The following is a 19,275-nucleotide window of genomic DNA, read 5'->3' on the forward strand; positions in this document are numbered from 1 at the left end:
ACGATCACAATAATTTCGAGGTTTTTTCGCACACATCGGGCCCGGCACATGCGGGCCCGATGTGATGACGCACCCTTAGGCCGCCGGATAGCCCAGCGTTTTCAACGCCTCAGTGATCTCACCCAAGATGGCGGGATCATCAATCGTGGCTGGCATCTTGTAGTCTTTGCCGTCTGCGATGCTGACCATCGTGCCGCGCAAAATTTTGCCAGAGCGGGTCTTGGGCAACCGGTCCACTACAACCGCAAGTTTAAACGCGGCAACGGGGCCGATTTTTTCACGCACGCGCGCGACGCATTCCTTTACGACATCCTCGGGCGCTTTGCTCGCCCCATTGTTGAGGCACAAGAACCCCATGGGCAGCTGGCCTTTCAACGTGTCGCTGACCCCAATAACGGCACATTCCGCAACATCCGCGTGCCCCGCCAGAACCTCTTCCATCGCGCCGGTGGACAGGCGGTGACCGGCCACGTTGATCACGTCATCGGTGCGCGCCATGATGTAGAGATAGCCATCCTCATCAATCATGCCCGCATCGCCGGTTTCGTAGTAGCCGGGGAAGGTATCCAGATAGCTTTTGCGGTAACGCGCCTCAGCATTCCAAAGGCCCGGCAACGTGCCCGGGGGCAGCGGCAGTTTGATCGCAATCGCGCCCAACGTATTGGGGGCAACTGCATGGCCCGCATCATCCAACACCTGCACGTCATAGCCCGGCATCGGCACCGCGGGAGAGCCCAGCTTGATCGGCAATGGCTCCAAACCAACTGGGTTTGCGGCAATTGCGTAGCCCGTTTCGGTTTGCCACCAGTGGTCGATCACCGGCACGCCAAGCTGTGCTTGCGCCCATTCAATCGTGTCGGGGTCCGCGCGCTCACCCGCCAGATAGACGTTTTTCAACCCGCTCAGATCGTATTTCTTGACGAACTCGCCGGTCGGGTCTTCGCGTTTGACTGCACGCAAAGCGGTCGGCGCGGTGAAAAAGCTTTTCACTTTGTGCTCTGACATCACGCGCCAGAAAGTGCCCGCGTCGGGGGTGCCGACGGGCTTGCCCTCGAACACGATGGTCGTGTTGCCGTGGATCAGCGGCGCGTAGCAGATGTAGCTGTGTCCCACGACCCAGCCCACGTCCGACGCGGCCCAAAACACATCGCCCGGATCGACGTCGTAGATGTTCTTCATCGTCCAATTCAGCGCGACCAGATGCCCGGCGGTGGGGCGCACAACGCCCTTTGGCTGGCCCGTCGTGCCCGAGGTATACAGGATATAGGCCGGGTGCGTGCCCTCAACAGGCAAACAGTCGGCAGGCTCAACACCATATTGGAACCCATGCCAGTTGTAGTCACGCCCAGGGATCAGCTCAGCAACCTCTTGTTCACGCTGGAAAACAACGCAGAACTCGGGCTTGTGCGTGGCCAGCTCAATCGCACCGTCCAGCAGGGGTTTGTAGTGAACCACCCGCCCCGGCTCGATCCCGCAGGAGGCCGCGATGATCGCCTTGGGCGTCGCGTCGTCAATCCGCACAGCCAGCTCGTTGGCGGCAAACCCGCCAAACACGACCGAATGTACCGCACCGATCCGTGCACAGGCCAGCATCGCCTCAAGGGCTTCGGGGATCATCGGCATATAGATGATGACGCGATCACCCTTTTCAACGCCCTTGGCGCGCAACGCACCGGCTAATGTGGCCACGCGGTTGCGCAGCTCAACATATGAAATCTCACGCTTGGTACTGGTGACGGGGCTGTCATAAATGATGGCCGTCTGCTCACCCCGGCCCGCCTCAACGTGGCGGTCCACGGCGTTCCAGCAGGTGTTCACCATCGCATCCGGGAACCATTCGTACAGTGGGGCCGCACTCTCATCGAGAGCCTTGGTCGGCGCGCGATCCCAGTCAATGGCCTTGGACTGCTCCATCCACCAACCCTCTGGATCGGATTTCCAAGCCTCATAAACAGATGCGTATGACATAGACGTCTCTCCTCTTCCCGTCGCAGCGTTTCTACGGGTGAGAAGGGAGGGGGCGCAAGCCAACCCGCCTGCGGCGGATTGCGCTAACGGCTCACCTCAAAGCGCGGCGCTTACTCCGCGTCGCGCTGGAATGTCAGGTAATGCGGCGTGCGGCCTTCGCGCAGGGCCTTTTGCTCGTACCGGGTCGAAATCCAATCGCCCCACGGTTCGCGCCAGTCACTCGGCCCCTCGGCCAACCATGTGAACCCGTGGCGCGGCACTTGTTCCAGCGTTTGGCGCACGTAATCCTCAATATCCGTCGCCACCCGAAATATCGCACCGGGTTTAAGAACACGGGCCAGCGGCGCCAGATGTTCGGGTGTCACAAACCGGCGGCGGTGGTGGCGCGCTTTGGGCCAGGGATCCGGATACAAAAGAAACGCACGATCAATCGAGGCCTCGGGCAAAACATCAAATAGGTCCCGCGCATCGCCGGGGTGCACGGCCAAATTCTCAACACCGGCCTTGCGGATTTTGCCCAACAGCATGGCAACGCCGTTGATATAAGGCTCGGCCCCGATGATCCCGATGTCAGGGTTCTGCGCGGCTTGGTGGACCATATGCTCCCCCCCACCGAAACCGATCTCCAGCCACACGGGTTTGCCGTCGAACCGCGCTGCCAGATCAAGTGGCGCACGCGCGGGGTTCACATCCCAGCCCACAGGCCCCGGCGACAGCGCGTCGAGGTCCTCTTGCAAATAGGCCTCTTGGCTCTGCTTAAGGGTCTTGCCCTTGCGGCGGCCATAGAAGTTGCGGTGAGGGCGGCCAGCATCAGTGTCGGCTGCAGCGGGGAGTTGTGATTTATCGTCATCCATGGCGCGGGGGATGCAAGACCCCCCGACCGCCGTCAAGTCCCTTAGGCCGATTTGAGGCCCGGATCGCTGCGATGAACGGTCCGATTGTGCAATTTCGCGATGATCTGGCTGGCGGTTTTCTCAAACATCCAAGGGAAAACCGCATGTACCACCGCAGCCATCGCCGCCAGCGCCAGCCACCCGGCAAAGCGAAACGCAAAGCCGCTGTGCTCAAGATAGGTTTCGTCCACAGAACTGGGGTGGGCAGTGAATAGACGTGTGATCATAGGGGCCTCCTGTTGTGTTGGCCCATTATGTCCTGCCCTTGCCGCAAAATTATCCCAAACATCACGTATATATTGCAATTTTTGGGATCATATCCCAATATATAGACATGATAGATACACTTGATGCAACTGATCACCGCATCCTCGCCGGTTTGCAACGCGACTGCGCCGCCCCGCTGGACGCGGTGTCCGAAACCGTGGGGCTGTCGCGCAATGCCTGCTGGCGCCGTATCAAACGCCTAGAGGACGCTGGCGTCATCCGCGCCCGCGTGGCCCTGCTGGACCCTGCACAACTGGGCCTTGGATTGATGGTTCTGATGGCCGTGCGCACCCGGCACCACACCGCCGATTGGGCCGCGCGCTTTGCCCGCGCACTCGAAACCCTGCCAGAGGTTACCGCCGCATGGCGCACCAGTGGTGAGGTGGACTATATGCTTCAGGCGCGGGTTCGCGACATGCCCGCCTATGACGCGCTCTATAAACGGTTGATCGCACAAGTAGAATTAGAGGATGTTTCGGCCAGCTTTGTCATGGAAGAGTTGAAATCCACCACTGCCCTGCCGCTTTAGTCGCGCAGCACACCTGCGGCTTGCAACTCGGCCCGGCGGGGGTAATGCAGCCCATCGCGCCCCTTCCACAACAACTCAATCGCAAAAGCTGGGTCCATTCCGCGCTCTACCTGATAACTCAGCACATCATGCGTCTCGATCTGGGTGTCGACGTAAATCCAAGCGGCAAAGTCGAACGGGTCCTGCCAGCCGTCCACGTCTTTGCGCCGCTCATAAAAGGATGTGATCGCCGCCTTGGACCACTTCCAATTGTGAAACCCAAGCCGCGCGCCACGCTCCATGCGCCGCCCCTTGCCCGCCAAAAACATCAGCGTGCAAGCACTTGCGCAATCATCCACCACCTCAGTGTCGAGATCGAAGTCGATGATGATGTCGGCCAAGCGGAACCCCGCCCAAACACTGCCCCCATAGCTATAAAGGCGCAGTGTCGTGATATCCGCGTCCTCCACCAGATAGCGGCGTAGGATTGCGATGTCCTCTTCCTCTATCTCGGCATCGGGAGCGTCGGGGATGGTCTCGGTGTCATAAAGCAGCACACCTCCGTCCAAACGGACAAACTTGTCCTCAGGATCACCGGCCTGCGCTGTGGCGGGCATCATCCCCAACCACAGCGCAAGCGCGATGCTCCATCCCCGACGGCGCATCCTCAGACGGCCTTTTTCAGAGCGTCCACAAGGTCGGTCTTTTCCCAGCTAAAGCCGCCATCCGCCTCAGGCGCGCGGCCAAAGTGACCATAGGCCGCCGTGCGTTCAAAGATCGGACGGTTCAGCGACAGATGGTTGCGAATGCCAGTTGGCGTCAGGTCCATCGCTTGGGCGACGGCCCGCTCAATCGCGGCCTCGTCCACTTGGCCAGTGCCATGGGTATCGGCATAGATCGACAGGGGCTTGGCCACGCCGATCGCATAGCTCAGCTGAATAGTGCACCGCTCAGCCATGCCTGCGGCCACTACGTTTTTCGCAAGATACCGCGCGGCATAGGCCGCAGAACGGTCCACCTTGGTCGGGTCTTTGCCGGAAAACGCGCCGCCACCGTGAGGGGCCGCACCGCCGTAAGTGTCCACGATGATCTTGCGCCCGGTTAGGCCCGCGTCGCCATCGGGGCCGCCGATCACAAACTTGCCCGTGGGGTTCACCCACCATTCGGTGTCGCCAGAAATCCACCCATCGGGAAGGACATCGCGGATGTAGGGCTCAACCACTGCGCGCACGTCGGCGCTGCTCATGCTCTCGTCCAAGTGTTGGGTCGACAGCACGATGGACGACACGCCCACAGGCTTGCCATCGCGGTACGTCACGGTCAGCTGCGATTTTGCATCAGGGCCAAGCGTAGGCTCCGTGCCGTCCTTGCGAACCTCAGCAAGGCGGCGCAGGATCGCGTGGGCGTATTGGATCGGCGCGGGCATCAGCTCCGCCGTTTCATTCACGGCATAACCGAACATGATGCCCTGATCGCCAGCGCCCTCATCCCCCCGCTCACCCGTTACGCCTTGGGCGATATGGGCGGATTGCTCGTGCAACAGGTTCAGAACGTTACAGGTGCGCCAGTGGAATTTCTCCTGCTCGTACCCGATATTCTTGATACAATCGCGGGCGATGCCATCGATCTTGCCCATGTATTCGGTCAGTTTGTCCGGGTCGGTCAGGCCAACCTCACCCCCCACCACAACTTGATTTGTCGTCGCGAACGTTTCGACTGCCACGCGCGCAAGCGGGTCCTCCGCCAAAAAGGCATCAAGGACGGCGTCCGAAATCCGGTCACAGACTTTATCCGGGTGGCCCTCAGAGACGGACTCCGAGGTGAAGGAATAGTTTTGTCTTTGCATAGGGGGTGTGCTCCGTTGGGTTACGCCGTCACGCCAGGAAGCCGTTGTGACGGGTCGGTAAAGGGCTACGCCTGCATGGACGCGGGATCAACCAACAATACACCGCCTGCGGCCATAAAACGCCGCCAGTCCCATCAAAGCCACAGCCCAGGCCGGTCCATCGGCGGTTTGGGCATAGATCGTAGGCGGCAAGGCGGCTGGCAAAGCGACATCCAAAAAGCCCGCCGTGTTCAGGGGCAGCGTGTCCGTGACCCGGCCCCGCGCATCGATCACTGCGGATATGCCGGTGTTGGCCGCTCGCACGACGGGTATGCCCTGTTCGGCCGCACGCAGTTGCGTCAATGCGAGGTGCTGGCGCGGCCCTGCAAAATCCCCGAACCACGCATCATTGGTCATATGGGCCATCAACCTTGGCCGCTCAACCGCGCGGACATATCCGGGGAAAATCGCCTCATAGCAGATCATAATAAACACCGGCCCAATACCCGGCACGTCAATCGTCGCGGGGCCTTCTCCGGCCTGGTATCCACCTGCCAAACGCTCGGCCAAGCCGCCCACACCGATCAGGTCAAAAAGCGGAGCGACCAAGGGCAAGTATTCGCCAAAAGGCACCAGATGGTGCTTTTCGTAAGTGGCCGTGACTTCTGCGTCCTGCAACAAGACTGCCATATTGCGGGGCCGACCATCCAAACCGTAGGCCTGCGCGCCGACCAAAACCGGGGTGCCCCCCGCCGCATCCGCAATATCAAATCGCGCCGCTGCAGAACGGTTCAGCAACTCAGGCAGCGACGTTTCAGGCCAGATGATAAGTGTCGGGTCCGCCCCCTGAGGCGCAGCCTCTGTCGCCGTCAACGCGCGATCAAAGAAAATGGGCATGAACTCAGGCACCCACTTTTGGTGCTGCTGCGCGTTGGGCTGCACGAGGCGCAAGGTTGCGGCCTCTGGCGCGGGGGGCGGCGCGGCAGGCATCAGCGCCCCAATCGCCAGCGCGCTGACCCAAAGCCCCGGCCCCGCTAACCGCCACCGCGCAAGGTTCAGCGCCCCTGCCCCCAACAAAACCACCAGCGTCAAACCCAGCGGCCCAAACACCGCCGCCGCAGGCAACCCCGGCGATGCGATCAGGATATGCCCCGGCTGTGCCCATGGAAATCCGGTGAGGACGAAGCCGCGCAACGCCTCTGCTACGGCCAAGGTCAGCGCCACGCAAAGCGGCATCAACCGTGACCCGGCCCCCAGCCACAGGGCCAAAGCCCCCGCAGCCCCCCAAAACAGGGCCAGACCTCCTGCCAAGAAAATCAACCCAAAGGGCGCCATCCAGCCGGTCGCGGCTACGTCCACCAAGAACGGCTCAACGATCCAGTGCAGCGCGGTTGCGAAATGCGCAGCCCCAAACACCCAAGCCCGCACAAAGCCCGCCCTTGGCGTCGCAGAACCCGCAATCGCCCAAATGCCCAGCGCATAGCCAAGCAGCCCCACGGGCCATAGCCCCCAAGGCGCTTGGCCAAGGGCCGCGAAAACCCCCGCCGCCGCGCACAAAACAAGCCCCATGCGCGGCGTCAGCTGAGAAGGGATGCGGATCATAGGGGCTGGTTAATCGAGGCCGCGCTCATTCTGCGGCGGCGGCCTCGGGCAGGCGTGAGGTGGCGTTGCCGGGCAACCGCACCCGCAACCGTTTGATCCGGCGCGGATCGGCATCCACAACCTCAAACTGCACGCCAGAGGAATGGGGCACGACCTCACCCCGCGCGGGCACGTGACCCGTCAGCAGAAAGACCAAACCGCCCAATGTGTCGATCTCATCGTCGGCTTCATGCTCAAGGCTCAGCCCGATGACCTCTTCAAAGTCCTCAAGCGGCGTGCGTGCAAGGGCCACGTAACAGCCCGGCTTTTCCTCCCGCCACAGCTTGTCTTCCTCTTGGTCGTGCTCATCCTCGATCTCACCGATGACCTGCTCAATCAGGTCCTCAATCGTCACAAGGCCGTCCACGCCGCCATATTCGTCGATCACCAACGCCATATGCCGCCGCTCGCTTTGCATCTTTTGCAACAGCACCGAAATCGGCATCGACGGCGGAACATAGATCAGCGGACGCACCATGCCCGGCAGGTCGAAATCGCCCTCATCGCCATTGAACCCAAACCGCAGCGCAAGGTCCTTCATGTGCACCATGCCCACCGGCTGATCCAGCGTGCCGTCATACACAGGCAACCGCGTCAGCCCGCTGGAACGGAACAGCGCCACCAATTCACCAAGCGGCGTATCACAAGGCACCGAGACGATCTCGGCGCGCGGGATCATCACATCGTCCACCCGCAGGCGGCGCAACGCGGCCAGACCCGCAGCAGACAAAGGTGTGGGGGATGGGTCGGCGGGGCGCAGCTCGGGCACTTCAGCCCGCTTGGCGCCGAACACGCGGCTAAAAAATCCAGGCCGGGCACCAATATACCCCTCACTCGGGGCGGGCTCGGCGGGCGGTGTCTCGTCGTGAGTGCGCGCATGCGCAGCACTAGACGAAGGGTCGACAGATGGGTCCATGGCTCCTTTCCACATAGCGGGCGCGTTACGCGCCACTCTCCTGATATGGGTCAGGCACCCCTAGCGTGTCCAGTATTTCTACCTCTAAACGCTCCATCAATTGCGCATCTGCATCATTTTCGTGATCAAAACCCAACAGATGGAGGATTCCGTGCACCAAAAGATGGGTCACATGGGCATCAAACGGCTTTGACTGCGCCTGCGCCTCAGCCGCACAGGTGTCGTAGGCGATGGCAATATCGCCCCATTCGACCTCATGCGGGGCGGTGGGCAGATGCGGCATCGCGCCGGGCGTGTCAGCCGCGCGTTCCTCAGACGGCCACGACAGCACATTGGTCGGCGTGGGCTTGCCCCGAAATTCAGCGTTCAGCGTGGCAATCCGGGCGTCATCACAGCCCAGCACACTCACCTCACCCTCATCCAAATCCAAATGGGTCAACACAGCCAAAAGGGCCGCATGCGCGCGGCCCTCAAGGTCAATCCAACGGTCGTCTTCAAGTGAGACGTCGATGCAGGCGTCTACCTGCGCCTCAGCTTGGTGGGGCATCTTTGTCGTAAGCCTCAATGATCTTGGCGACGAGCGGATGGCGCACCACGTCCTTGGCGGTAAAGTAGTTGAACGAGATCCCGGGCACATTGTCCAAAATCCGCTCTGCATCGCGCAGGCCGCTGGTCACACCGCGGGGCAAATCGACCTGACTGCGGTCGCCGGTGATGGCCATGCGCGAGCCGCGTCCAAGCCGCGTGAGGAACATCTTCATCTGCATGGTCGTGGCGTTCTGCGCCTCATCCAAAACGACGAACGCGTTGGCCAAGGTCCGCCCCCGCATAAACGCAAGCGGCGCGATCTCAATCCGCTTTTCCTCTAGCAGTTTGGCCAACTGCTTGGCGGGCAGGAAATCATTCAGCGCATCATAAAGCGGCTGCATGTAGGGATCGACCTTATCCTTCATATCACCGGGCAAATAGCCCAGCTTTTCCCCGGCCTCCACGGCGGGGCGGCTCAGGATGATCTTGTCGACCTCACCACTGACAAACTTGTTCACCGCAACGGCCACAGCGATATACGTCTTACCCGTTCCCGCAGGTCCAATGCCAAAGGTCAGTTCATTGTCCAACAGCGCTTGGGTATAGCCCTTTTGAGCGTCCGTACGCGGCTCAACCGTCTTTTTGCGGGTGCGGATTTCAAGCGCGCCGGGGGCGAACATCTCAATCTGGTCCGTTGGCACCGCAGGCTGCGTGTTCATCCGGATCAACGCGTCGATATCCGCGGCCTCCGCCGTTTTGCCCGCCTCAAGGCGCGCATAGGCCCCCTCAAGCACTCCCGCAGCCTCTGCGGCGGCCTCTCCGTTGATCACAAGCCGGTTCCCCTGATGGGCGATATCCACGCCAAGGTGGCTCTCGATTTGTGTGAGATTACTGTTGAAAGGACCACAGAGGTCGATCAACAAACGGTTGTCGGGAAAATCCAACGCGGCAGTGGTTGCGGTGCTGGGTTGTGGCGGGTCAATCAGTGTCAAACAAAGCTCCTGCTATCTAATCCAAAAGTGAGGGACCCGCGCAGCGGTGTCCAGTGAAGAAGCGCACATTGAGAGGATTTCCCGGCCCAAACGCGCAGAATAAAGCGCGCCCGGGTGCACGCCTCGCAAACTAGAGTGGCAGAGGTGAAAATCATCACCGCCCAAAGAAAAACCGCCCGCAGCGGAGATCGCTGCAGGCGGTGTTATATTCGGCAGATGCGTCATGCTCAGATCAGGGCCCAAATCTTGGCTAGGGCGGCGGGGCGGCCCATGCGCGGGTCCTGAGCGGCTGGCCTTAGCGGGGCCTGCGCCGGACGATAAGAGATGTGAACAGCATCCTGCATATACGGTCTGATTGCGCCTTTCGTGTTGGGTAAAACCGTCGGGTCAGCGTCAGTATTCCCTATGACTGTAGCAAATATATGACGCTTGTGAAGTCACAAACACTAGATGTGCCATCGCCTGCCGGACCGGACGCGTCCGGGCTCGGCGCGCGCAGGCAGCCAAAGGGCCGTCGCACGCCACCATTTGGGCCCGCATAAAATCACCCGAACGCCGATGTTGCGGTCCGGATGGCAGTGGGTATCAAATCTGCTCCCCAAGCCTAGGGAAAGGGACACCCACCAAAGGCCCCCGCAACCCCTAGGGACAGCAGCGCGTAAAACGCCGGGCCTCTGTCACAGAGCTTTTGACAAATCGTTAAGTTTTCAGCCCGAAACACCGCCCTGAGGCGGTATTTTTACAGACAATTCAATGAATTGTTGCGCACGCGCAACAAAGGGGCAGGCAAGCTGACCTAAACCAAAACCCCCTTCAAGGAGTTCGGTGCCGCCTCCACAATCCGCACCCGCGCGACCTGACCTAACAGCTCTTGAGGCGCCTCAACGTGGCAGGCATGCAGGTGTTCGGTCTTGCCCACCAATTGCCCCTCAAACCGTCCGGTTTTCTCGAACAAAACGCGCGTTTCTCGGCCCACCATCGCGACCTGTGCGGCGCGTTGTTGATCCCCCAGCAAGGCCTGCAAACGCGCCAAACGCTCGGTCGCAACATCGTCCGGAATGCCTTCTTTTTCAGCAGCTGGCGTACCGGGACGGGCCGAATATTTGAAACTGTACGCCTGACCGTAACCGACTCGCTCCACCAGTTTGAGCGTGTCCGCGAACTCTTCCTCAGTCTCACCGGGGAAGCCCACGATGAAGTCCCCGCTCAGCAACAGATCGGGGCGGGCCGCGCGCAAACGGTCAATAATCTCGATGTATTCAGCCGCCGTATGCTTGCGGTTCATTGCCTTAAGCACCCGGTCCGAGCCTGCCTGAACCGGCAAGTGCAAATACGGCATCAGCTTGGCGCAGGTCGCATGGGCCTCGATCAGATCATCGGTCATCTCATTGGGGTGCGAGGTCGTAAAGCGGATCCGCTCCAACCCTTCGATATCGTTCAGCGCCCAGATCAGCTGGGCGAGCGACCACTCACCCCCCTCACCCGCACCGTGATACGCATTCACGTTCTGCCCCAGCAGCGTGATTTCCTTGACCCCACGCGCCACAAGCGCCTCTGCTTCCGACAGAATGCGGGCCACGGGGCGTGACACTTCGGCCCCACGGGTATAGGGCACCACGCAGAAAGCACAAAACTTGTCGCAGCCCTCTTGCACGGTCAAAAACGCGCTGGGGCGACCAAGGTTTTTACGCGCCTTGGGCAGGTGCTCAAACTTGTCTTCCTCAGGGAAGTCAGTATCGAGCGCGGCTTTACCCGCATCGACCGTTTTCATCATCTCGGGCAGACGGTGATAGGTTTGCGGCCCCACGACCAGATCAACCATAGGCTGGCGCGCCATGATCTCGGCCCCTTCGGCCTGTGCCACGCAACCCGCCACCCCGATCTTGAGGTCGGGGTTCTTGGCGCGCAAGGGCTTGTAACGGCCCAGCTCGGAATAAACCTTTTCAGCGGCTTTTTCACGGATGTGACACGTGTTGAGCAGGATCATATCCGCGTCTTCGGGCGTGCCCGTCTCAACGTAGCCTTCCGCCCCCAGCGCCTCAGCCATACGTTCGCTGTCATAGACGTTCATCTGGCAGCCATAGGTCTTGATGTAGAGCTTTTTGGGATCAGCCATTGCGCGCACTCCGGGGGGTAGGATCAGCGGCTCACCTAGCACTCCGTCGGCGACCGTTCAACCGTTGCGCCACATGCACCGGGACCCGGGCCGCAAAAAGGCGCGACCCTAGGGACCGCGCCTTACACTCAGGTCAGATGACCCATCGTTTTACCAAGCGTTCACGGCTTAGGCCTCAACGCTCTGCGCCTCAAGCGCGGGGGTGCCGTTGGGCTTGCCCGTGCGCGCAATCTCAATCTGGCGGGGCTTGAGGGCCTCTGGCACCTCACGCACCAGATCAATGTGCAGCATTCCGTCCTCCGCCTGCGCGCCGGTCACGTGGACATGATCCGCCAGTTGGAAGGTTTTCTCAAACGACCGCGTCGCGATCCCGCGGTGCAGATAGGTCCGCTGCGCGCCAGCCTTGGCCTTGGCCGCCGAGATCACGAGCGCGTTTTGCCGGACTTCGACCGACAATTCACCTTCGGAGAAACCCGCCACAGCCACGGATATCCGGTAGCCATCTTCGGCAGTTTTTTCGATGTTATACGGGGGGTAGCCACCGGTTTGCGCAGGCTCGCTGTCCAGCACACGGTCCAGCAAATCTGCCATGCGGTCAAAGCCGACGGTGGCGCGGTATAGGGGGGTAAAGTCGTAAGTTCGCATCAGGTATCCTCCAGTGAGCGACAACTGTTATTGTGCCCGGGCCCCGTGTTGGGCACCCCGGCGGGGTTATGACGGGACCCATCATTGGCGTCCCGTCAGGCAATACTTGGGAAGGGGTTTGGGCGGTTTCAAGCCCTGCGCGGTGGGTGCGTCTAGCGGCGTGCGGACACGGTTTCAATCGCGCTGACATCGCCCAGATCGGCGCGGTAGGCATCCACCAAGACCGCCAGTTCCGCGTCCATCACTGCCGCAAGCGAAACAGAGCGATCCTTCCACGCGGCCTTGGAGGAGACCACGGAAACGATCCGCACCTCATCCCCAAACCGCTGAAAGATTGGCGCGCCAGAGGCCCCGAAATCGACCTCGCACGAGAGGACCAAAACAGTGGCATCGCGGGTCAGGACCCCGCATCCATCCTCAACCGCAGGGGCATTGGATCGGCCCCGCGCATAGGACACCACCTCAACATGGGTTCCGGGATGCACCTGTAATTGCGTGCGAAACGGCCGCAGCCCCGGACCGGTGATCGGCGCAGACAACCGGACCAAGGCCAGATCGTTACCGACACGCTCCACCCTATTGCTTTGATTGAATTGATAACCGGGATGCGTCACCGCCGCGATCACCCCACGGGTCGCAAGCGCGCGCCCATCCGCAAGCCCCGCATGAAAGGACATCTCGCCTACGGAAATGCGCCGCGCCGTGGCCCTGTCGAATACACAATGGGCCGCCGTCAGAACCACATCCGCGCTGATCAGCGCCCCGGTGCAAAACCCGCCCTGCCCCAGATCAAGCCGCCCCACCGCACCGTAATGTTGCGCCAAGGTAGCGGCATCCAAAGTCCGCAGGTTGCTTTGTCCGGCTGCGGGCACGCTTGCCCACAAAACCATCGCCATCACGTAACTGAAAAACCGCATATCGCCTCCGCCGCATCTGCCCCCATCGGTCTAGGGGGCAAAGGCGGCGGCAGCGGGACGCTGGTTTAGCGAAGGAGGGGCACTTTTGTGGCAGACAGTTTCGCATCCGACGCCAGTTTGGCCGTACCTTCGGGATTGACCACGCCATTGGCATCAATCTTGTCGCCAAACGCGGGCGGTGTCGGCCCACCGGTCGCCCAATCCAACAGCTCAACAGTGTGCACAATCGGCACGTCCGTGCCTGAGCCGATCTGCATCATGCAGCCGATGTTTCCAGCGGCAATAATGTCAGGCGACTTGGCTTCCAGCGTCTCAATCTTACGCTGCTTCAGCTGCTTTGAAATCTCGGGCTGCATCAGGTTGTAAGTCCCCGCAGACCCACAGCACAGGTGGCTGTCACGCGGCTCAACAATGCGAAAGCCCGCCGCCTTGAGAAGATCCTTGGGGTGGGTTTTGATCTGTTGGCCATGTTGCAACGAACAGGCCGCGTGATAGGCCACGGTCAGGTTCTTTTTCTCACCCTTGGGCAGATCAAGGGTCATCAACAGCTCACTGATATCCATAGCGATTTCGGACACCGCTGCGGCTTTCTCCGCGTGGTCTGTGCCCTTGAACATATGGCCGTAATCCTTGACCGTCGTGCCACAGCCAGAGGTGTTGATCACAATCGCATCCAGCCCCTGCCCCTGCATTTCGCGGTGCCAAGCGTCGATGTTCTTGGCCGCGGTTGCATGGCTTTCGGAGGTTTTGCCCATGTGGTGGGTCAGCGCGCCACAACAGCCCGCGCCCTCGGCCACAACCACCTCACAGCCCATCCGCGTCAGCAGGCGGATCGTGGCGTCGTTAATATCCGTGTTCAGCGCCTTTTGCGCGCACCCGGTCATCAGCGCGACGCGCTTCTTTTTCGGCGCCGTCGGGGCAAAGCTTTGCGGGTCATCATTACGGCTAACGGGTGGGATCACCTTGGGCGCCATTTCCAGCATCGCGCGCAGGCGAGGGTCCGGCATCAGCCCCGCAAAAGGCGCGCCGATCTTGGCCAGCAGTAGCGCCACCCGAAACCGCATTGGGTACGGCAGAATGCGCGCAAGCATCCAGCGGAGCAGCCGGTCCGACAACGGCCGGTCATAGTTTTCCTCAATGTATTCACGGGCATGGTCCACCAAATGCATGTAGTGCACCCCCGACGGGCAAGTCGTCATACACGCCAAACAGCTGAGACAGCGATCGATATGTTTGACCGTTTTCTCATCAGGTTTGCGCGCGTTTTCCAACATATCCTTGATCAGGTAAATGCGCCCCCTGGGGCTGTCCAACTCATCGCCCAACACCTGATACGTCGGACATGTCGCGGTACAAAACCCGCAGTGCACACAGGTGCGCAGGATCTCATTGGAACGCGCGGTTGCGGGATCGTTAAGTTGGTCTTGGGTAAAGGTCGTTTGCATCTGTCACGCTCCCGTGGCGGTGTAGAAAAGGTCAGGCCGGGCCTGTCCGTTAGGAAAGCTCGGTTACGAGGGCGCCAGAAAACAACCCACGCGGATCGAACTGCGCCCGCAGGCCCGCGGTCAATGCCGCCACGCCCGGCGCATCCACAGGCCGCAAAGGCCCGGCGGCCCCCTTGACGCGCGTGGCGTGACCCGACACGCCAGCAAGGGCCGTGCGCACATCTTGGCCCTCAGGAACCCGCGCCCAGATCAAGCCACCGCCCCAATCCAGCATGACCTGCTGGGGCTGCAACGCCGCAACAACGCCCGGGGCATGGGATGGCCGCACCGAGATACGCCAAATATCCCCCGGTTGATCAACGAAACTGGCCACATCGCGCACGGCTTTCCAGATGTCGCTGGACGCCGCGCCTTCACTGACGCTGACCGCGCCAAAGGGGGCCAGGATCGCCTGCAATTCCTCAACGCGGTAGGCAACGGAGTCTGCAAACCCCTCCAGCCGCAACAGCACACGGCCCTCGCTCCATGCCGCACCCGACACCTCAAACGGGGACCCAAGTGCCGCCGACATCGCCGCCACCGCACCAGCGGCGTCCTCCACCTCCAGCGACAAAGTGGTTTCAACCGCAACTCCCGGCACAACCTTGAACGAAACTTCGGTCAAAACGCCCAGCGCGCCCTGCGCTCCACACATCAACTTCACCAGATCATAGCCCGTGACGTTCTTCATCACCCGGCCACCGTTCTTGATGATATCCCCATGGCCATCAACAAACCGCACGCCGATTAAACTGTCACGACAGGCCCCAACCTGCACACGGCGCGGACCACTCGCATTGGCCGCAACCACACCGCCAATGGTGCTCTCGCCGGATCGTCCCAACAGCGGCCCCATGCGGGGTGGCTCGAACGGCAAACGCTGGTTTTCCGCCGCCAACACAGCCTCAATCTCAGACACAGGCGTCCCAGCCTGCGCCACAATCGTCAACGCACCCGGCTCATACAGCGTCACGCCCGACATCCCAGCGGCTGAGATCACCTCACCCGCCCCGGTCTCAAGGCTCCGCGTGCCACCGCCACGAACGGTCAAAGACCCATTCGCCCCACGCACCATCTCAGCCACGTCTTGTTCAGTCGTTGGGGTCAACATCGCGAACCCTTCCCTCTTTGGTTCTAAAATATCCCGGGGAGCGCGAGGGGCTGGCCCCTCGCCCCGCTCTCACAGATCACGCCCGGGTTGGATAAAGGTCCTAAGCCCTAGGCCCGCCGTGCAGCACTTGTTTCCAGAGGAAAAACCTTTGCAGGGTTCAAAAGCCACTTGGGGTCAAACACGTCCTTGACCCGCATCTGCGCTTCCATATCGACGGGCGCAAACTGGTGCCCCATCAAGTCGCGCTTTTCGATCCCGACACCGTGCTCACCTGTAAGGCAGCCGCCCACATCCACACACAGCTTCAGGATTTCGGCGCCAAATGCCTCGCACAATTCCAGATCACCGGGTTTGTTGGCATCAAACAAGATCAGCGGGTGCATATTGCCGTCGCCTGCGTGGAACACGTTGCCCACGGCCAGTCCATATTCCTTGGACAGCTCGCCAATGCGGCGGAGCACAAACGGCAGTTCTGACACTGGGATCGTGCCGTCCAGGCACATGTAGTCCGAGATCTGACCAATCGCGCCGAACGCGGATTTGCGCCCCAGCCAGATCGCAGCACTCTCGGTCGCGTTCTGGGCTTGGCGCATTTCAACGGGGTCGTGGGTCGCGGCGATTTGCATGATCTGCGCCAGTTGCGCGTCGATCTCGGCGTCTGATCCCTCGACCTCTACGATCAACAAGGCATGGCAATCGGGGTATCCAGCTTTCGCGAATTTCTCGGTGGTCTCAATGCAAAGGCGGTCCATGAACTCAATCGCCACGGGCAGGATGCCCGCCTTGATAATGTCCGCCACGCAAGCGCCCGCCACTTCGTTGTCGTCAAAGCCGATCAACACAGGCCGCGCGCCCTCGGGCTTGGGCAAAATCCGCAAGGTCGCCTCGGTCACGACCCCCAACTGCCCTTCGGAGCCGCAGATCACGCCCAAAAGGTCCAGCCCAGAGGCATCCATGTGGCCGCCTCCGATCTCAACAATCGTGCCGTCCATCTGTACCAGCGTCACACCCAACAGGTTGTTCGTCGTCACCCCATACTTCAGGCAATGCGCCCCGCCCGAATTCATTGCAATGTTGCCCGCAATCGCACAGGCCAACTGACTGGAGGGATCGGGAGCGTAGAAAAAGCCGTCTGCCTCAACCGCGCCGGTGACACTTAGGTTCGTGCGGCCCGTTTGGACCCGGATGAGACGATCCTCATAGCTGACCTCAAGCACATCGTTCATCTTGGCCACGCCAAGGATCACGCAATCCGCCGTCGGCAGCGCCCCGCCCGCAAGTGACGTGCCGGAGCCGCGCGGCACCACGGGCACATCCATCGCGTGACAAATCTTGAGCACCTCGGACACTTCTTGCGTCGTTGCAGGCAGCACCGCACACAGGGGCGGGCAGCGGTAAGCTGTGAGCGCATCGCATTCGTAGGCGCGGGTCTCGGCCTCATCCTCAATCACCGCGTCACGCGGCAAAACATCTAGCAAGCGCGCCACAAGGGCCGCCTTTTTCGACATCACAAGACTGTCTGGTTTCGGCATTTCCATGGGGCGTCCTCCGGTGGCGTTCGAATTGGTAAGTAAATTATACCAATTTTTGCGTCTGACAAGCGCTTTCTCTTCGGATAGACGGAAATCATGGACATGATGGACCGCCTTTCGCTGTTTGCGCCGTTGGATTTGCTCGCTGTTGGCGTGTTGTTTGGCACGTGGTGGTTGTTGGGGCTGCTGATTGAGCATCCGCCCAAACGCTATCCATCGGTTACGGTTCTGACGTTTGAATACCGCCGTGAGTGGATGGAACAGATGATCACCCGTGATCCGCGTGTCTTTGACGCCCTGACAATGAATGGCCTGCGCGAGGGCACGGCCTTTTTCGGGTCGGGCTGTATGATCGCGCTAGGTGGGGTGTTGGCGTTGATGTCCAACACACAAAGTCTGGATGCGGTGGCGGTTGACCTAACCGCTTCGGCCCACCCGGAGGTGTTGTGGCAAATCAAGCTGCTGGCTGTGGCCGCCCTGTTGACCCATGCCTTTTTAAAGTTCGTCTGGGCCAACCGGCTGTTTGGCTATTGCGCCATTACGATGGCCGCGACGCCTAATGACATCACCGACCCAAAGGCAAAAACCCGCGCCCGCCAATCCGGCGAAATCGCCAACCGCGCGGCGGTGAACTTTAACCGTGGGCTGCGGTCGATCTATTTCTCATTGGCCGCACTTGGGTGGTTGCTGTCGCCTTATGCGTTGATCGCGACCACGGCCGTGGCGTCGTTCACACTGCTATCACGAGAGTTTGCATCGACATCCCGGGAGACTTTGCGCGACACCTAAGGGCATGAGACATGTTCTGTTCCTGACCGCGCTTGCCCTGCCCATCACGCCCTTGCCCGGCCTTGCCGATGCGCCTGTCATTCTGGGGGCCACGGCGGTGCAATCAGGTGCAACCCACACGATTTCCGTTACCCTGCGCCACGGCGACACTGGCTGGGCGCATTATGCCGATGGATGGTCTGTGCAACTGCCGGACGGGACCGAGTTGGGGTACCGCACCCTGCATCACCCCCACGTTGAGGAGCAGCCTTTCACAAGATCGCTGGGCGGCGTGAACATCCCCGAAGGCACCAAACGGTTGGTGCTGGTCCCGCACGACAGCGTGCACGGATGGGGTGACCCGTTTGAGATCACGCTGGGCAATTAAGACGTGTACGTCGCCCCCTGATAGATGGCGAAAACGCGGCCATGCAAATCCTCAATCTCAACCAATGGGTCCGGCAGATTAAAGGGCGGCAAGGACAGGTTCCAATCCGTGTACCGAAAGGCGCTACCGGTTTTGCGGGCGCGCTTGGTATCATCCGGGTTCTCTGGGGCATGGGCAAAGTGTGACAGGGCAAAGTAGCGGCTTGGCAGGTTTTGCATCCGTTGGACGATGAGCTGGGCATCGTCGCGGCGCAGGTGGTTGATCGTCTCACGGCAGACAAGCAGATCACAGGCATCCGGCGCGAAGGAGGTCGCGTCGCCCACCTCAAATGAGATATTGTCGAAACTGCGCAAAGCGGCCTTGTTGCGGTTGATCGCCGTTGAACTGATATCGACCCCGTGGAACCGTACATCCGTCTGCGCAAAGGCCAGCGCGGTCGGCCACCACGCCATCCCCCCACAGCTTAGGTCCACGATTGAGCGGATCTTTTCGCGATCAATGAAGCGGGCCAGTTTTACGCACATGGGCAACACGGCAGACAGCTCACTGCCCGGGCCGCTGCCACCGCCCGCTGAGGTCCACATCTCATTGTCATAAATGCGATTGAAGGAGTGTGAATAAGACTCGTTCGCATCACCAGCCTTGAGCGGCTGGAGGGTTGTTAGGGATTTTCGAACCAACCGTTTCAAAATGGCGTTTGCCATGACTTTGTTAACCTCACTACCACCAACAGTGGACGGACGTTAATCAGGTTTACTTGGCTCGGGCGACACTAT

19 protein-coding genes and 1 riboswitch are annotated in these 19,275 nt (G+C 60.7%); of the genes, 3 read left to right on the forward strand and 16 right to left on the reverse strand.

Features of this window, described 5'->3' with window-relative positions:
• Positions 1-75: 75 nt before the first annotated feature.
• From prpE to THS5294_RS12310, 3 genes are all read right to left on the reverse strand, one after another.
• Complete coding sequence (gene prpE, locus THS5294_RS12300) at positions 76-1,968, reverse strand: propionate-CoA ligase PrpE (RefSeq protein ID WP_038003714.1); 1,893 nt, start codon at positions 1,966-1,968, stop codon at positions 76-78.
• Positions 1,969-2,078: 110 nt separating this feature from the next.
• Positions 2,079-2,822 (reverse strand): tRNA (guanosine(46)-N7)-methyltransferase TrmB, encoded by a 744-nt coding sequence (trmB, locus tag THS5294_RS12305; RefSeq protein WP_058123998.1) that lies wholly within the window; start codon positions 2,820-2,822, stop codon positions 2,079-2,081.
• Between the two features lie 41 nt (positions 2,823-2,863).
• Entirely contained in the window at positions 2,864-3,088 is a 225-nt protein-coding gene (locus THS5294_RS12310) for a DUF6356 family protein (protein WP_058123999.1), read from the reverse strand.
• Positions 3,089-3,195: 107 nt separating this feature from the next.
• Between THS5294_RS12310 and THS5294_RS12315 the strand changes: the two genes are divergently transcribed.
• Entirely contained in the window at positions 3,196-3,657 is a 462-nt protein-coding gene (locus THS5294_RS12315; protein ID WP_038003717.1) for an Lrp/AsnC family transcriptional regulator, read from the forward strand.
• On the opposite strand, the gene THS5294_RS12320 is transcribed toward THS5294_RS12315, so the two are convergent.
• From THS5294_RS12320 to THS5294_RS12375, 12 genes are all read right to left on the reverse strand, one after another.
• Positions 3,654-4,301: a COG3904 family protein gene (locus THS5294_RS12320; protein ID WP_058124000.1), complete on the reverse strand. Its 648-nt coding sequence runs from the start codon at positions 4,299-4,301 to the stop codon at positions 3,654-3,656. The two genes, THS5294_RS12315 and THS5294_RS12320, sit on opposite strands and share 4 nt — an antisense overlap.
• 2 nt (positions 4,302-4,303) lie before the next feature.
• Positions 4,304-5,482, reverse strand: coding sequence for a methionine adenosyltransferase (gene metK / locus THS5294_RS12325; RefSeq protein ID WP_058124001.1), 1,179 nt, complete (start codon positions 5,480-5,482; stop codon positions 4,304-4,306).
• A gap of 8 nt (positions 5,483-5,490) precedes the next feature.
• A riboswitch (SAM-SAH riboswitch) is annotated at positions 5,491-5,538 on the reverse strand.
• A gap of 31 nt (positions 5,539-5,569) precedes the next feature.
• Positions 5,570-7,063: an apolipoprotein N-acyltransferase gene (gene lnt, locus THS5294_RS12330; protein WP_058124002.1), complete on the reverse strand. Its 1,494-nt coding sequence runs from the start codon at positions 7,061-7,063 to the stop codon at positions 5,570-5,572.
• Positions 7,064-7,088: 25 nt separating this feature from the next.
• On the reverse strand, positions 7,089-8,018 hold the full coding sequence (locus THS5294_RS12335) for a hemolysin family protein (RefSeq protein ID WP_058124003.1): 930 nt from the start codon (positions 8,016-8,018) through the stop codon (positions 7,089-7,091).
• 25 nt (positions 8,019-8,043) lie between these two features.
• The gene (gene ybeY, locus THS5294_RS12340) at positions 8,044-8,565 is read right to left on the reverse strand and encodes an rRNA maturation RNase YbeY (RefSeq protein ID WP_058124004.1); all 522 of its coding nucleotides are present in this window, start codon (positions 8,563-8,565) and stop codon (positions 8,044-8,046) included.
• Positions 8,549-9,538, reverse strand: coding sequence for a PhoH family protein (locus tag THS5294_RS12345; protein WP_038003725.1), 990 nt, complete (start codon positions 9,536-9,538; stop codon positions 8,549-8,551). The genes ybeY and THS5294_RS12345 overlap by 17 nt, the downstream gene beginning before the upstream one ends.
• Before the next feature lie 796 nt (positions 9,539-10,334).
• Positions 10,335-11,654, reverse strand: coding sequence for a tRNA (N6-isopentenyl adenosine(37)-C2)-methylthiotransferase MiaB (gene miaB / locus THS5294_RS12350; protein WP_058124005.1), 1,320 nt, complete (start codon positions 11,652-11,654; stop codon positions 10,335-10,337).
• 168 nt (positions 11,655-11,822) lie between these two features.
• Entirely contained in the window at positions 11,823-12,299 is a 477-nt protein-coding gene (locus THS5294_RS12355) for an Hsp20 family protein (RefSeq protein ID WP_058124006.1), read from the reverse strand.
• Between the two features lie 152 nt (positions 12,300-12,451).
• Entirely contained in the window at positions 12,452-13,216 is a 765-nt protein-coding gene (locus THS5294_RS12360; protein ID WP_058124007.1) for a trypsin-like serine peptidase, read from the reverse strand.
• 65 nt (positions 13,217-13,281) lie between these two features.
• Entirely contained in the window at positions 13,282-14,661 is a 1,380-nt protein-coding gene (glcF, locus tag THS5294_RS12365) for a glycolate oxidase subunit GlcF (RefSeq protein ID WP_082645018.1), read from the reverse strand.
• Positions 14,662-14,710: 49 nt separating this feature from the next.
• On the reverse strand, positions 14,711-15,808 hold the full coding sequence (locus THS5294_RS12370) for an FAD-binding protein (protein ID WP_058124192.1): 1,098 nt from the start codon (positions 15,806-15,808) through the stop codon (positions 14,711-14,713).
• Positions 15,809-15,918: 110 nt separating this feature from the next.
• The gene (locus THS5294_RS12375; RefSeq protein ID WP_058124008.1) at positions 15,919-17,349 is read right to left on the reverse strand and encodes an FAD-linked oxidase C-terminal domain-containing protein; all 1,431 of its coding nucleotides are present in this window, start codon (positions 17,347-17,349) and stop codon (positions 15,919-15,921) included.
• Positions 17,350-17,445: 96 nt separating this feature from the next.
• On the opposite strand from THS5294_RS12375, the gene THS5294_RS12380 reads away from it, so the two are divergent.
• Both THS5294_RS12380 and THS5294_RS12385 read left to right on the forward strand, forming a co-directional pair.
• Positions 17,446-18,132, forward strand: a complete 687-nt coding sequence (locus THS5294_RS12380) for a DUF599 domain-containing protein (RefSeq protein WP_306434235.1) — start codon at positions 17,446-17,448, stop codon at positions 18,130-18,132.
• A gap of 4 nt (positions 18,133-18,136) precedes the next feature.
• On the forward strand, positions 18,137-18,499 hold the full coding sequence (locus THS5294_RS12385) for a hypothetical protein (RefSeq protein ID WP_058124009.1): 363 nt from the start codon (positions 18,137-18,139) through the stop codon (positions 18,497-18,499).
• Here THS5294_RS12385 and THS5294_RS12390 read toward each other — a convergent pair.
• A complete protein-coding gene (locus THS5294_RS12390; protein ID WP_058124010.1) occupies positions 18,496-19,203 on the reverse strand; it encodes a class I SAM-dependent methyltransferase in 708 nt (235 codons plus the stop codon). The two genes, THS5294_RS12385 and THS5294_RS12390, sit on opposite strands and share 4 nt — an antisense overlap.
• Between the last annotated feature and the right edge of the window lie 72 nt (positions 19,204-19,275).

The sequence above is a fragment of the Thalassobacter stenotrophicus genome (assembly GCF_001458315.1).
GTDB classification, from domain to species: domain Bacteria; phylum Pseudomonadota; class Alphaproteobacteria; order Rhodobacterales; family Rhodobacteraceae; genus Thalassobacter; species Thalassobacter stenotrophicus.